General features: G+C 69.6%; 10 protein-coding genes and 2 tRNA genes. 11 read left to right on the top strand and 1 reads right to left on the bottom strand.

The window, feature by feature from the left end; genetic code table 11:
• The first annotated feature begins 367 nt into the window (after window positions 1-367).
• The 8 genes from gyrB (at window position 368) to DFJ64_RS09425 (ending at window position 7,308) form a co-directional block, all read left to right on the top strand.
• Window positions 368-2,326 carry a DNA topoisomerase (ATP-hydrolyzing) subunit B gene (gene gyrB / locus DFJ64_RS09395; protein WP_245941035.1) on the top strand — a complete coding sequence of 653 codons (1,959 nt, stop codon included), beginning with the start codon at window positions 368-370 and terminating at the stop codon, window positions 2,324-2,326.
• Between the two features lie 176 nt (window positions 2,327-2,502).
• Window positions 2,503-5,025 (top strand): DNA gyrase subunit A, encoded by a 2,523-nt coding sequence (gene gyrA / locus DFJ64_RS09400; protein ID WP_245941292.1) that lies wholly within the window; start codon window positions 2,503-2,505, stop codon window positions 5,023-5,025.
• A gap of 353 nt (window positions 5,026-5,378) precedes the next feature.
• Window positions 5,379-5,852, top strand: coding sequence for a DUF3566 domain-containing protein (locus DFJ64_RS09405; RefSeq protein WP_115850130.1), 474 nt, complete (start codon window positions 5,379-5,381; stop codon window positions 5,850-5,852).
• A gap of 94 nt (window positions 5,853-5,946) precedes the next feature.
• Window positions 5,947-6,020 (top strand) — tRNA-Ile (locus DFJ64_RS09410).
• A gap of 124 nt (window positions 6,021-6,144) precedes the next feature.
• Window positions 6,145-6,282, top strand: coding sequence for a DLW-39 family protein (locus tag DFJ64_RS19435; protein ID WP_170152563.1), 138 nt, complete (start codon window positions 6,145-6,147; stop codon window positions 6,280-6,282).
• Window positions 6,283-6,333: 51 nt separating this feature from the next.
• Window positions 6,334-6,409: transfer RNA gene (locus tag DFJ64_RS09415), tRNA-Ala, on the top strand.
• Window positions 6,410-6,562: 153 nt separating this feature from the next.
• Complete coding sequence (locus DFJ64_RS19675; RefSeq protein WP_211310551.1) at window positions 6,563-6,775, top strand: NUDIX hydrolase; 213 nt, start codon at window positions 6,563-6,565, stop codon at window positions 6,773-6,775.
• A complete protein-coding gene (locus tag DFJ64_RS09425) occupies window positions 6,772-7,308 on the top strand; it encodes a DnaJ family domain-containing protein (protein WP_115850131.1) in 537 nt (178 codons plus the stop codon). Before DFJ64_RS19675 ends, DFJ64_RS09425 begins: the two co-directional genes overlap by 4 nt.
• A gap of 174 nt (window positions 7,309-7,482) precedes the next feature.
• Here the strand turns inward: DFJ64_RS09425 and DFJ64_RS09430 are convergent, their stop codons facing one another.
• The gene (locus DFJ64_RS09430; protein WP_211310552.1) at window positions 7,483-7,731 is read right to left on the bottom strand and encodes an MmcQ/YjbR family DNA-binding protein; all 249 of its coding nucleotides are present in this window, start codon (window positions 7,729-7,731) and stop codon (window positions 7,483-7,485) included.
• A gap of 239 nt (window positions 7,732-7,970) precedes the next feature.
• Between DFJ64_RS09430 and DFJ64_RS09435 the strand changes: the two genes are divergently transcribed.
• The 3 genes from DFJ64_RS09435 to DFJ64_RS09445 all read left to right on the top strand — a co-directional run bounded on the left by DFJ64_RS09435 (window position 7,971) and on the right by DFJ64_RS09445 (window position 13,117).
• Complete coding sequence (locus tag DFJ64_RS09435) at window positions 7,971-10,859, top strand: alpha/beta fold hydrolase (RefSeq protein WP_245941036.1); 2,889 nt, start codon at window positions 7,971-7,973, stop codon at window positions 10,857-10,859.
• Entirely contained in the window at window positions 10,856-11,737 is an 882-nt protein-coding gene (locus tag DFJ64_RS09440; RefSeq protein ID WP_115850132.1) for an ABC transporter permease, read from the top strand. The genes DFJ64_RS09435 and DFJ64_RS09440 overlap by 4 nt, the downstream gene beginning before the upstream one ends.
• Before the next feature lie 108 nt (window positions 11,738-11,845).
• Window positions 11,846-13,117 (top strand): sulfatase family protein, encoded by a 1,272-nt coding sequence (locus DFJ64_RS09445; protein ID WP_147304657.1) that lies wholly within the window; start codon window positions 11,846-11,848, stop codon window positions 13,115-13,117.
• Window position 13,118 lies beyond the last annotated feature (1 nt).

Consider the following 13,118-nt stretch of genomic DNA (forward strand, 5'->3'; position numbering starts at 1 on the left):
GTCTCAGTCGTGGGCCTGTGTCAGGAAGGTGAAGGGTCCACGCAGAGCCGAGTGGGACGCGAAGATTCGGAGGGTCCACGGAGACTGACAGTGTTCGTCCCAGCACGGTCCGAGCGCTTCGTAGCGGGCCCGTCACCGTCGACACAACGCTTCTGGGCGCCTTGGGACCCCGGCGTACGAAGGGGGGTACCTGAGCGGTAGTTGAGGCGGCCAGAATGCCTCCAGAGCCCTCTGACGGCGGTCTTTGCCGCGTCCGCGGGTACACTGGAGGCCAATGAAGGCCGCTCCGCCTGACCGCGGCCGCGGTAGTCGGTCGCGCCAGCCGGGGCGGCTTCTTCGTGTCCCGCGAACAGGAGGTCAACCCCACGTGACGACTGGTGACGTGCCGCAGTACGACGCTAGCGCCATCACCGTTCTCGAAGGGCTGGACGCCGTACGCAAGCGGCCGGGCATGTACATCGGCTCGACCGGCGAGCGGGGGCTCCACCAGCTGGTGTGGGAGGTCGTCGACAACGCGGTCGACGAAGCGCTGGCCGGCTTTTGCGATCACGTGGAGGTGACCCTCCTGGCGGACGGCGGGGTCCGCGTCGTCGACAACGGGCGTGGAATCCCCACCGGGATCATCGAGTCCGAGGGACGCTCGGCCGTCGAGGTGGTCCTGACCGTCCTCCACGCCGGCGGCAAGTTCGGCAGCGGCGGCTACAAGGTGTCCGGCGGTCTGCACGGCGTCGGTGTCTCCGTCGTCAACGCGCTGTCCAGCCGGCTCGAGGTCGAGGTCAAGAACTCCGGCTACCGGTGGACCCAGAGCTACCACCTCGGTACTCCCGACCATCCGCTGAAGCGACACGAGCCGACCGAGGAGACCGGCACCACCATCACGTTCTGGCCCAGCCCGGACATCTTCGAGACGACGACGTTCTCGTACGAGACGATCGCGACCCGGCTGCGGGAGATGGCCTTCCTCAACCCCGGCCTGACGATGGTCCTCGTCGACGAGCGGACCGACCTCAGTGAGTCAGGCGAGCGGCGCGAGGCGGTCTTCCGCTACGACAACGGCCTGATCGACTACGTCGAGCATCTCAACGCCACCAAGGAGCCCGTGCACCGCAGCATCGTGTCGTTCTCCGCCGAGGACGACGAGGTGGGCATGACCCTCGACGTCGCGATGCAGTGGAACACCACCTTCACCGAGTCGGTGCACACCTTCGCCAACAACATCAACACCCACGAGGGCGGCACCCACGAGGAGGGCTTCCGTGCGGCGCTGACCAGCCTGGTCAACAAGTTCGGCCAGGAGTGGGGTCTGATCAAGAAGGCGGAGGAGCGGCTGTCCGGCGACGACGTGCGGGAAGGGCTCACCGCCATCGTGTCGGTCAAGCTCCGGGAGCCGCAGTTCGAGGGGCAGACCAAGACCAAGCTCGGCAACACCGAGGTCAAGACGTTCGTCCAGAGCGTGGTCTACGACCGGCTGGGCGAGTGGTTCGAGAAGAACCCCAGCGAGGGCAAGGAGATCGTCCGTAAGGGCATCCAGGCCGCGACCGCGCGGATCGCCGCCCGCAAGGCCCGGGACCTGGCCCGCAACCGGAAGGGTCTGTTGGGTGGCGGTGGCCTGCCCGGGAAGCTGGCCGACTGTCAGTCGACCGACCCCGAGGAATGCGAGCTGTTCATCGTCGAGGGTGACTCGGCGGGCGGTTCGGCCAAGGGCGGTCGTGACCCTCGCATCCAGGCGATCCTGCCGATCCGCGGCAAGATCCTCAACGTCGAGCGGGCCCGCATCGACAAGGTTCTCCAGAACGCCGAGGTTCAGGCGATCATCGCAGCCTTGGGCACGGGTATCCACGAAGACTTCGACATCGCCAAGCTGCGTTACCACAAGATCGTGCTCATGGCCGACGCCGACGTGGACGGCCAGCACATCACGACCCTGCTGCTGACGCTGCTCTTCCGCTTCATGCGGCCGCTCATCGAGGCCGGGCACGTCTACATCGCGCAGCCGCCGCTGTACCGCATTCGCTGGAGCAACGCGCCGCACGAGCTGGCGTACAGCGACCGGGAACGTGACGGCCTGGTCGAAGCCGGCTTGCAGGCGGGTAAGAAGCTGCCGAAGGAGAACGGGATCCAGCGATACAAGGGTCTCGGCGAGATGAACGCCGACGAGCTGTGGGAGACGACGATGGATCCCAACACCCGCATCCTCGGGCAGGTGACCCTTGACGACGCAGCCCAGGCGGACGAGATCTTCTCCATCCTCATGGGCGAGGACGTCGAGCAACGTCGTTCGTTCATCCAACGCAACGCCAAGGACGTCCGCTTCCTCGACATCTGAGCCGGCGACCTGCCTGTGCGACCGTCGTTGACCCCGGCTCGGATGGACGAGATCCGACGTCGCGTCTCCACCACCCCCCACGGAACGTCTGCTGAGGAACGACAGTGACCGACGACACCACCGCCACGCCACCCGCGCCTCCGCTGCGCATCAACACCGTCGACCTCCAGGTCGAGATGCAGCGCAACTACCTCGAGTACGCGATGAGCGTCATCGTGGGGCGTGCGCTGCCTGACGTCCGTGACGGGTTGAAGCCGGTCCACGTCCGGGTGCTGTACGCCATGTACGACGGTGGATACCGGCCCGACCGCGGCTTCTCCAAGTGCTCGCGGGTGGTCGGCGACGTCATGGGTCAGTACCACCCCCACGGCGACCAGGCGATCTACGACACCCTCGTGGGCCTGGCGCAGCCGTGGACGAAGCGCTACCCGCTCGTGCACGGGCAGGGCAACTTCGGGTCGCCCGGCAACGACCCGCCGGCCGCGATGCGGTACACCGAATGTCGTCTCGCACCGCTCGCCATGGAGATGGTGCGCGACATCGACGAGGAGACCGTCGACTTCCGGCCCAACTACGACGGTCGCGGCCAAGAGCCGGTCGTCCTGCCCAGCCGGTTCCCCAACCTTCTGGTCAACGGCTCCGCCGGCATCGCCGTCGGCATGGCGACGAACATCCCCCCGCACAACATGCGGGAGGTGGCCGACGCCGCCCTGTGGGCGCTGGAGCACCCTGACGCCACCCGGGAGGAGTTGCTCGAGGCCGCGATGGAGCGGATCCAGGGGCCTGACTTCCCCACGGGTGCGCTCATCGTCGGGCGTAAGGGCATCGAGGACACCTATCGCACGGGCCGCGGCTCGATCACGATGCGGGCGGTCGTCGACATCGAGGAGGACTCGAAGGGTCGGACGTGCCTCGTCATCACCGAGCTGCCGTACCAGGTGAACCCTGACAACCTGGCGCAGCGCATCGCCGAGCTGGCGGACTCCGGCAAGGTGGCGGGCATCGCCGACGTCCGGGACGACTCCTCGTCGCGGACCGGTCAGCGGCTCGTGGTGATCCTCAAGCGGGACGCGATCGCCAAGGTCGTCCTCAACAACCTCTACAAGCACACCCAGCTGCAGGAGACCTTCGGCGCCAACATGCTGGCCTTGGTCGACGGGATCCCGCGCACGCTGACCCTCGACCAGTTCATCACCTACTGGATCGACCACCAGCTCGACGTCATCCAACGACGGACCCGGTTCCGACTCCGCAAGGCGGAGGAGGAGGCCCACATCTACCGAGGCCTGGTCCGGGCGCTCGACGCGCTGGACGAGGTCATCGCCCTCATCCGGCGCAGCCCGTCGGCTGACGAGGCGCGGAACGGTCTGATGGACCTCCTCGGCATCGACGAGCTGCAGGCGCGGGCGATCCTCGACATGCAGCTGCGCCGGCTGGCCGCGCTCGAGCGTCAGCAGATCATCGACCACCTGCGGGAGCTGGAGGCGCGCATCGCCGACCTGCAGGACATCCTCGCCACACCGCAGCGGCAGCGACAGATCGTCGCCGAGGAGCTGACCCAGATCGTCGAGCGGTACGGCGACGAGCGGCGGACGAAGATCATCCCGTCCGACGGCGACCTCACCGCGGCCGACCTGATCCCGGACGAGGACGTCGTCGTCACCATCACCATGGACGGCTACGCCAAGCGCACCAAGGCCGACCTCTACCGCAGCCAGCGACGGGGCGGCAAGGGCGTGCGCGGGGCCGCGCTTCGAGGCGGCGACGTCGTCAAGCACCTGTTCGTCACCCGCACCCACCACTGGATCTTGTTCTTCACCAACCGGGGTCGGGTGTATCGGGCGAAGGCGTACGAACTTCCCGAAGCGCCACGGGACGCCAAGGGCGGGCACGTCGCCGGGCTGCTGTCGTTCCAGCCGGACGAGCACATCGCCGCGGTGCTCGCGATCGAGAACTACCAGCAGGCGCCCTACCTCGTGCTGGCGACGAAGAAGGGCCTGGTCAAGAAGACGGCTCTGCAGGAGTACGACTCCAACCGCGCCGCCGGCATCATCGCGCTCAACTTCCGCGACCCCGAGGACGAGCTCGTCGGCGCCGAGCTGGTCGGGCCCGAGGACGACCTGCTGCTGGTGTCGCGCAAAGGCCAGGCGGTGCGGTTCCGGGCCGATGACGAGCAGCTCCGACCCATGGGTCGGGCGACCTCGGGCGTGACCGGCATGCGCTTCCGCGAGGGTGACGAGCTGCTGTCGATGGCGGTGATCAGGGCCGGTGAGGAGGAAGGCCAGTACGTGTTCACCGCCACCGATGGGGGGTATGCGAAGCGTACGGCGGTGTCGGAGTACCGGCGGCAGGGCCGCGGTGGGCTCGGCATCAAGGCCATGCGAATCACCGATTCGCGTGGTTCCCTGGTCGGCGCGATCGTCGTACGCAACGGAGACCGGGTCTTGTGCGTCAAAGCTAGTGGACAAGTGACTCAAAGCCCCGTGTCGGACGTTCCCGCCAAGGGCCGTGACACGATGGGCGTCATCTTCGCGGGGGTCCGCGAGGGCGACGCCGTCGTTGCCATCGCTCGCAACGCCGAGGACGATGCCGAGGACGAGGCGAAAGTGACGGCGAGCTCGGACGCGCCCGGGGAAGATGGGCCTAGCGACGGTCCGGACGGACAGGAGTGGACCGGCAGCCAGGAGGACAGCACGTGACACGCAACGGCGGGCCTGACGAGTCGGGTACCCAGGTCATCTCCACGTCCGGAGCCGCTTCCAGCCCAGCGGGAGGCTCGGGTGGCTCGGCCGGTTCGAAGGGTGGAGCGGGCTCGAGCGGAGGTCCTGGTCCCGGCTCTCGTCCGGGCACCGGGCCGGTGGGTGGTTCCAACCCGTCGGGCGGCGGATCCAGCCCGGGCTTCGCGGACGAGGTCGCCGGGGGTCGGCAGCAGCCGGGGATGGGTCCTCCCGGCGACCGTGGCCCGCGCGGTCTCCAGGATCCTCATGCCTCGGGTGGCGGACCGGACCACCGTTCGGCTCCGCCACGCCCGGACTTTCGTCGTCCGGATCCCGTGCGTCCGGACCCGGTGGCCACCCGCGAGGCGATCGCGGCGCGGTACCGCGAGCGTGTGCGTCCGACGCCACCGCGGGTCGAGCCTCCGGACCGCAGCCGCGTCCGTCGGGCTCGCCTGCGGGCGGTCCGGGTCGACCCGTGGTCGGTGATGAAGACCGCGTTCCTCCTCTCGATCGCGTTCGGCATCGTGACGGTGGTGGCCGTCACCGTGGTCTGGAAGGTTCTGGAGGCCGCGGGCGTCTACGACTCCATCAGCCGAACGGTCACCGACGTCCTCGGCAGCGCCTCGGAGGGGCCGTTCGTCCTGGAGGACTACATCGGCCTCGATCGCGTGCTGGGCTTCACCGCGCTGATCTGTGTCGTCGACGTCATCCTCATCACCGCGATCGCGACCCTGTGCGCCTTCCTCTACAACCTGTCCGCGAGCCTGCTCGGAGGGCTCGAGATCACCCTCGCCGAGGACGACTACTGAGCCCACCTGGCTCGGCTGGACCGGTCGGTGGCCGGGTAGTGACCACCCGGTTTTGGGTGGACGCTAGGGTTGCGGTAACCTTCATCGGCGGCTCGGGCCTATAGCTCAGACGGTTAGAGCGCTTCCCTGATAAGGAAGAGGTCACTGGTTCAAGTCCAGTTAGGCCCACGTTGCCGGAGCGGCCTGGCGGAGGGTGGTCGGTGGCTGCTGCCACCCAGGTCGGCCGGCCGTTTGTGCTTTAGGGGCCCATGACCCGACCGAACCACGGCTCAGCCCGCTAGGAGGTCCCCAGATGGCGAAGAAGGTCCTGCTCGTCGCTCTCGCGGTTCTCGGTGGGTGGCTGGCCTACCGACGCTTCATGTCCGATCGGGCGGAGCGGGACCTGTGGACGGAGGCCACCGATCCCATCCCTCCGTCGGGCGGCCACTGACCGATCGCTCGTCCTGGGCCACCGTCGGGGCCCTGGCTCGCGGAGCCCATCGGGGGCGTAGCTCAACTGGCAGAGCACTGCCTTTGCAAGGCAGGGGTTAGGGGTTCGAGTCCCCTCGTCTCCACCACTCCTCCCCTGGGTGTCTCTCCTCTGGTGTCTCTCCCTTCGTCTCCAGGCGTCCCTTCGTCGTCAGCACGCCCCGGGTTAGCCGCGTGGCGCGTTGGTCCCCTGGCACATGACGTTGCGCCGAGTCGTCCACGCGGGAGGAGCTGGTCGCACGGTGACGGGAGACTCGGTTCCGGTCCTCTCCCACGAGCATCGGCGGCTCGGGCTGTTCACGGAGCCTGAGGTGCCCCGTCTCGCGATGCCGGACGGCTACAAGCGGTCGATCCCGCCTGGTACCGCCACTTTGCGCGCGGGTGGCTCGGCGTGCCGGGAGAGCGTCGGCGGCGGCGAATCCAGCGGAGATCCGGCTGGAACAATCGAGGTATGACCGAGCGGAAGCCGCCGCACGTCAGCTTCCAGACGTGGGTGGACCAGCAGATCTCCGAAGCGGTCGAACGTGGCGATTTCGACAATCTGCCAGGAGCCGGCAAACCCATCCCCGACCTGGACAAGCCCTACGACGAGGTCTGGGTACGCAACTTCCTGCGTCGGGAAGGCCTGACGGCTGACGACCTCCTGCCGACGCCCTTGCGGCTGCGCAAAGAGGTCGAGCGCCTGCGCGAGAAGGTTCGACCCTTGCGGTCCGAGCAAGCGGTGCGGGACCTCGTCGAGAGCCTCAACGAGGAGATCCTGACCTACCTCCGCATGCCGGTGTCCGGTCCTCGGATTCCGGTCGCGCCGGTGAAGGTGGAGAAGGTCGTCGAGCAGTGGCGGGCTGATCGCGCCGCTGACGACGCGGCGAGGGCCGAGGCGGCCGCCAGGGCCGAGGCGGAGCGACGGGCCGCCGAGGCGGCCGCAAGGCGGTCAGCACGACGTGAGCCGTGGTGGCGGCGCCTCACCCGTCGGCGCTCGCTGGCCTGACAGACGACTCCATCCCCTCGAGGGGTCAGCGCTGAGGCCGCTGCCGACTGCTGGCCGTTCACTGACCTGAGGAACCTCGCTGCCGCTCGTCGAACGCTTGTCGTAACCGGTGCGGTGCCCGCTGGCGCCAAGACTCGACGATCAGCTCACGCAGTTCGTCGACATCGGTCACGCTCACGTCGACCAGGACGATCGGGTGCCCGTCGTAGTGCGGCGTCGTGGAGAACGTTTCCGGAGCGGCGCGGAGCAACGCCTCCTTCTCGCCGAGGTCGCGACGAAGACCACGAGCCGGTCGTCGGTCTCGCCCTTGACGCGCAAGAACCCCTTGCCTCGCACCTTGAACCCAGGAGTCCCGTACCACAGCTCCTCGGTCGTCTCCGGCAAGGAGAGTGCGATCCGACGTACGTCGTCCATGGTCGCCATGCGAGGACGATAGACGAACTCTCGTCCTTTCAGCGGTTCACCAGGCTGCCACAGAGTCATGGTGAACCGTCACCGTCCGCCGAAGGTGTCACGCAAGACATCATTGACGCTTGGCGTTCCCGCGGTGTTCGCCGGTGGCTGTGAGGTCGGCGGACGATCGTCAAGACCAGTTGTCGCAAGTCGCGGGTATCGCCGCGAAACTCCGGTCCCGCGCGGCTGGGTCTGAATACGGTTTCGAGGTGGTCGCCTCGTCACGTGGCCGTCTCGTCATGGCGCTGGTTCTCGGTCTCGTCCTGGCGGCGAGTCTCCTCGTGTGGCGCGTCTCGACCGCTCCGGTGCATGTTCGGGTCGAGGACGCCATGGTCACCGTTCCCACCGGGCCTCGCGGTGCGCAGCGAGTCCAGTTGGACACGCGGTGGTACGTGCCGGCGACGGCCTCCGCACGCGCACCCGCGCCGGCGGTACTGCTCGCCCACGGATTCGGCGGCACCAAGGAGAGCGTGGCCGACCAAGCGCGCTATCTCGCTGAGCAGGGCTACGTCGTCCTCACCTGGACCGCGCAGGGCTTCGGACGGTCCGGTGGCCAGATCCACCTGATGGACCCGGACTACGAGGTGTCCGACGCTCGCCGGCTCCTCGATCTCCTCGCCCGGCGGTCCGACGTCCTGCGGGACGGTCCCGGCGATCCCAGAGTCGGCGTCGTCGGCTCGTCGTACGGAGGCGCGCTGGCCTTGCTCCTGGCAGGTCTGGACAAGCGCGTCGACGCGATCGTCCCGCAGGCGACGTGGAACGACCTGGGACGGGCCCTCTTCCCCGAGGCCACCGGGAAAGGACCACGCGAGGGCGTCTTCAAGCGAGCGTGGGCGAGCTGGCTGTACGCGGCCGGGCTGGGCAGGTCCGTCCCGGACCTCGACCCGGCCACCGTGCGGTCCAGCGTGCCGGAGTCCACGGACACCGCGGACCTGGCCAGTGGGTCGAGGGACGGTTCGCCGGACGAGGCCGTAGCAGGGCGAGCGCGATCCTCGACCGCCACCGCGTTCCTGCCGGAGCTGGCCCGAGTGCTGACGGACACCGCCGCGTGCGGGCGCTTCGCCCTCGAGGTCTGTCGGATGTACCACCGTGTCGCCGCGACCGGCCGCGCGGACGCCGCCACGGTGCGCCTGCTGCGCCGGTCGAGTCCCGCGGCGGTTCTCGACCGCATCACCGCCCCGACGCTGCTCATCCAAGGCACCGCCGACACGCTCTTTCCGCTGGCGGAGGCGGAAGCCAACGCGGTGGGGATCGCCGCGAACGGGACGCCGGTCCGGGTGCTCTGGTTCTCCGGTGGCCACGACGCCGGACCCGGCTCGACCCTCGACCGGAGACGGATCCGCAACGCGACGCGGACCTGGCTCGACCACTACGTACGTGGCAGCGGTCCCAAGCCGCCCCGGTCGTTCGCGTTCACCCGGGTCACCAGCACTGGCGAGCTCGGGTACGACGTCGCCACCCTCGGGCTGTACACCCGCCGCTACCCGGGGCTGGACGGTGACCAGCCGCCGCGTGTCGTCAGCCTCACCGGGCACCCGAGCACGATCAGCAGCCCGCCCAAGGCCGGCCCCGCGGCGCTGTCGTCGATGCCGGGCCTCGGGATCGTCACTCGAAGTCCGCTGGCACGCGCGTTCGTCCACGACATCCCGGGCCAAGCGGTGGCCTACGAGTCGGCTCCCCTCAGCACCCCGGTCGACGTCGTCGGCGCTCCCACCGTCCGGCTGCAGGCCGCGTCGCCGACCGGATCGGCGGTGCTGTTCGTCAAGCTGTACGACGTGGCGCCGGACGGGGGCGCCACCCTGCCGGGCGGCAATGTCGCGGCCGTCCGGCTGACCGGCCTGCCGACGTCGTACGCCGAGGCGCGACCGGTGACCGTCACCCTGCCGGGTCTGGTGCACAGGTTCCCGACCGGCCACCGGATCCGCGTGACGGTGGCGGCCGCCGACCAGGCGTACGCCGGGCCGGAAAGCCCGCAGGTCTACGTCGCGGGTCTGGCTGACGCCGCCATCGAGCTGCCGCGGGTGCGGGCGCGGACGCCGTCCGACCCGGCCGCCCCGTGGTTGGCCGCCCTGGCTGCGCTCGCGGGTCTGTGTGCGCTCGGTGTCGTCGGGGCATTCCTCGTGGGGCGTCACGGGAGATCGCGGCGAGAACGCCTTGTCGACGCCGGTCACGCCGACACCCCACTCGTCGTGCGCGGACTGGCGAAAACCTACGGGCGAGACCACGTGGTGCTGCGTGGTGTGGACTTCACCGTGCGGCGCGGGCAGGTCGTCGGTCTCCTGGGCCCGAACGGCGCGGGTAAGACGACCTGCTTGCGCATCCTCCACGGGCTGGTGCGCCCCACCGCGGGTGAGGTGCTCGTCTTCGGTCAGCGCGTCGTGCCGGGCGCGTCAGTGCTGTCGCGGGTGGGGGTGTTGGTGGAGAGCCCGGGTTTCCTCCCCCACCTGAGCGGGCGGGCGAATCTCGAGCTGTTCTGGCGGGCCACAGGGCGGCCGCTGGAGGAGGCACGGATGCCGGAGGTGCTGGAGATCGCGGGACTCGGCGCGGCTCTCGATCGTCGGGTGCGCGAGTACAGCCACGGCATGCGCCAGCGGCTCGCGATCGCCCAAGCGATGCTGGGCATGCCGGATCTCCTCATCCTGGACGAGCCCACCGACGGGCTCGACCCGCCGCAGATCGCCGGGCTGCGCCGGGTGCTCCGCCAGTACGCCGCGACCGGCCGAGCCGTCCTCGTCTCCAGTCATCTCCTCGCCGAGGTCGAGCTGACCTGTACGCACGTCGTCGTCTTGCACGAGGGCCGTCGGGTCGCCGCTGGCCCGGTCGCGGACGTCGCCGGTGACCAGGGAACGGTCGAGGTCGAGGTCACCGACGTCGAGCGGGCCGCGTCGTTGGTGTCGACGCTGCCGGTCGCCTCGGTCGCGAGGAGGGAACGCGACCTCGTGGTGGTGCTCAACGGCGTCGCTCGCAGCGAGGTGGTCCGGACCCTGGTGACCGGCGGTGTCGGGGTGGAACGGGTCGGACCCCGCGGTCGGTTGGAGGACAGGTTCCTCGCTCTCGTGGGCCAGGACGGGCCCGAGCGGATCGGAGACCGGCCATGACCGAGGAGGCGGCTCCTCGTCAGGTTCCGGCCCAGGCGTCGATCGCTGATCCCGTCGATCGACGCGTTGTCGCGGGTTTCGGAGTGCGGCTGGAGCTGCGCCGTCAGCTGTCGCGTTGGCCCACCAGGCTCGCCTGGGGTCTCTGCCTGGCCTTGCCGTTCGTGCTCGTCGCGGCGTTCCACCTCGGGGACCGCCGAGGCGTAGGCGAGGCGTCGTTCGCTGACCTCGCCACGGCCGGTGCGGCCAACTTCACCGTCTTCACCGTGGGAGCCGCCGCGAGCTTCCTCCTCACCGTCGTCGTCGCGTTGCTGGCGGGGGACACGGTGGCGAGCGACGCCAGCCACGGCACCCTCCGCTACCTCCTCGCCGTGCCGGTTCCGCGGGGCCGGCTGCTGGCCGTCAAGCTCACGGTCAGCGTGCTGACCGCGATGGTGGCCCTGCTCGGCCTCGTCGTGACGACCTACGTCGTGGGGACGCTCGCGTTCGGCTGGCGACCCTTGCGCACGCCGCGAGGAGACGAGATGGCCGCGGGGGAGGCGCTCGGTCGCATCGTCGCGATGACCGCCTACGTCGCGCTCACGCTCCTCGTCGTCGCCGCGCTCGCCTTCCTCCTCTCGGTGTCGACGGACGCGCCGCTCGCGGCGGTCGGCGGCACCGTCATGGTCGTCGTCGTCGGCGCGATCCTCGACCAAGTGACGGAGCTCGGTCCCATCCGCGCCTTGCTGCCGTTGCACTACGCCGACGCGTGGTGGGGATTGTTCACCGATCCGATTCGCCTGGAGGAGCTGGCCAAGGGCGGCGTCTCCACGCTGGTCTACTCGGTGGCCTTCCTCGTCGTCGCCTGGTGGCGGTTCCTCCGAGCCGACATCGTGACGTGAGCTCGGAGGACGTGCTCGTCCGGGCTGGACGGAGTGCGACGACCGGTATCGGCGGGTCGGCGGGGATCCTCTCGGTCTCAGCGTCGCGGCCGGCTAGGTTCGGCAGTCGTGAGCGAGCGGCCGAACATCGTCCTCATTCACTGGCACGACCTCGGCACCTGGTTGGGCACGTATGGTGTCCCGCACGTGTCCAGTCCGTCGGTCGACCGCATCGCCGCCGAGGGCGTGCGCTTCGACCGAGCGTTCTCCACGGCGCCGCTGTGCAGCCCAGCCCGCGCGGCACTGATGACCGGCCGCTATCCGCACGCGGTGGGGATGCTCGGCCTCCAACACCACGGCTGGGAGTACCGGCCGGACGTCGAGACTTTGCCGATGCACCTGCGCCGCCTCGGCTACCACAGCGTCAATGTCGGGATGCAGCACGAGGCGCGCGACCCCGCGCGGCTCGGCTACGACGAGGTCATCGAGGCGCGCGATCCGGCGACCGGATGGCAGCGCGCCGACACCGTCGTCGACCACGCCCTCGCGTGGCTGCGAGCGCCGGAGCGCCGGCGAGAGCCGTTCCTCGCGGTCGTGGGCTTCTTCGAGGTGCACCGGCCCTACCCGGCTGACCTCTATCCACCCGACGATCCGGTGTGGGTGCCGCCGTTCCTTCCCGACAACGCGCACACTCGCCAGGATCTGGCGGCGTTCCAGGGCGCGATCCGCGTCGCCGACCGCGCCGTCGGTCGCCTGGTCGAGGCGCTGCGACAGGAGGCCCTGCTCGACCGCACCTGGATCGTCTTCACCACCGACCACGGGATGGCCTTCCCGCGCGCGAAGTCGACCCTCTACGACCCGGGGATCAGGGTGTCACTGGTGGTGCGGCCGCCGGACGGGACGTCGTTCCGCCGGGGGCAGACCGACCGGCTGGTCTCGCATGTCGACGTCGTTCCGACGTTGCTCGACCTGGCGTCACCGGGCGCCGCGCGTCAGCTGTCGGTGGACGGTCGCAGCCACGCGGCCTGGCTCCGCGGCGAGGAGGATGCCGGGCGGTCCGAGGTCTTCGCCGAGAAGACGTACCACGACAGCTACGACCCGATCCGAGCGATCCGGACGAGCCGGTGGAAGTACATCAGGAACGCCGAGCCCGGCCCGCTGCTTCGCTTGCCGCTCGACATCGAGGAGAGTCCGACCCGCGCCGGCATGGGCGACGACCACGTGCGGCCTCGACCCGAGGTCGAGCTCTACGACCTCGCGGCCGACCCGTGGGAGCGCCGAAACCTCGCCGGGCAGCCCGACGTCGCCGACGTCGAGCGCGAGCTCGCGGCCGCTCTCGACCAGTGGCAGCGAGCCACCGGCGATCCCCTGCTGGACGGACCGGTGCCGGCACCGGCCTGAT

Origin of the sequence: Thermasporomyces composti (assembly GCF_003386795.1) — a bacterium.
Taxonomy (GTDB): Bacteria; Actinomycetota; Actinomycetes; order Propionibacteriales; family Actinopolymorphaceae; genus Thermasporomyces; species Thermasporomyces composti.

Bases quoted from the DNA above. Each gene is read 5' to 3' on its own strand.
- DFJ64_RS09440 (WP_115850132.1), top strand. From the start codon at position 10,856: ATGACCGAGGAGGCGGCTCCTCGTCAGGTTCCGGCCCAGGCGTCGATC.
- DFJ64_RS09425 (WP_115850131.1), top strand. From the start codon at position 6,772: ATGACCGAGCGGAAGCCGCCGCACGTCAGCTTCCAGACGTGGGTGGAC.
- gyrA (WP_245941292.1), top strand. From the start codon at position 2,503: ATGCAGCGCAACTACCTCGAGTACGCGATGAGCGTCATCGTGGGGCGT.
- DFJ64_RS09430 (WP_211310552.1), bottom strand. From the start codon at position 7,731: ATGGCGACCATGGACGACGTACGTCGGATCGCACTCTCCTTGCCGGAG.
- DFJ64_RS19435 (WP_170152563.1), top strand. From the start codon at position 6,145: ATGGCGAAGAAGGTCCTGCTCGTCGCTCTCGCGGTTCTCGGTGGGTGG.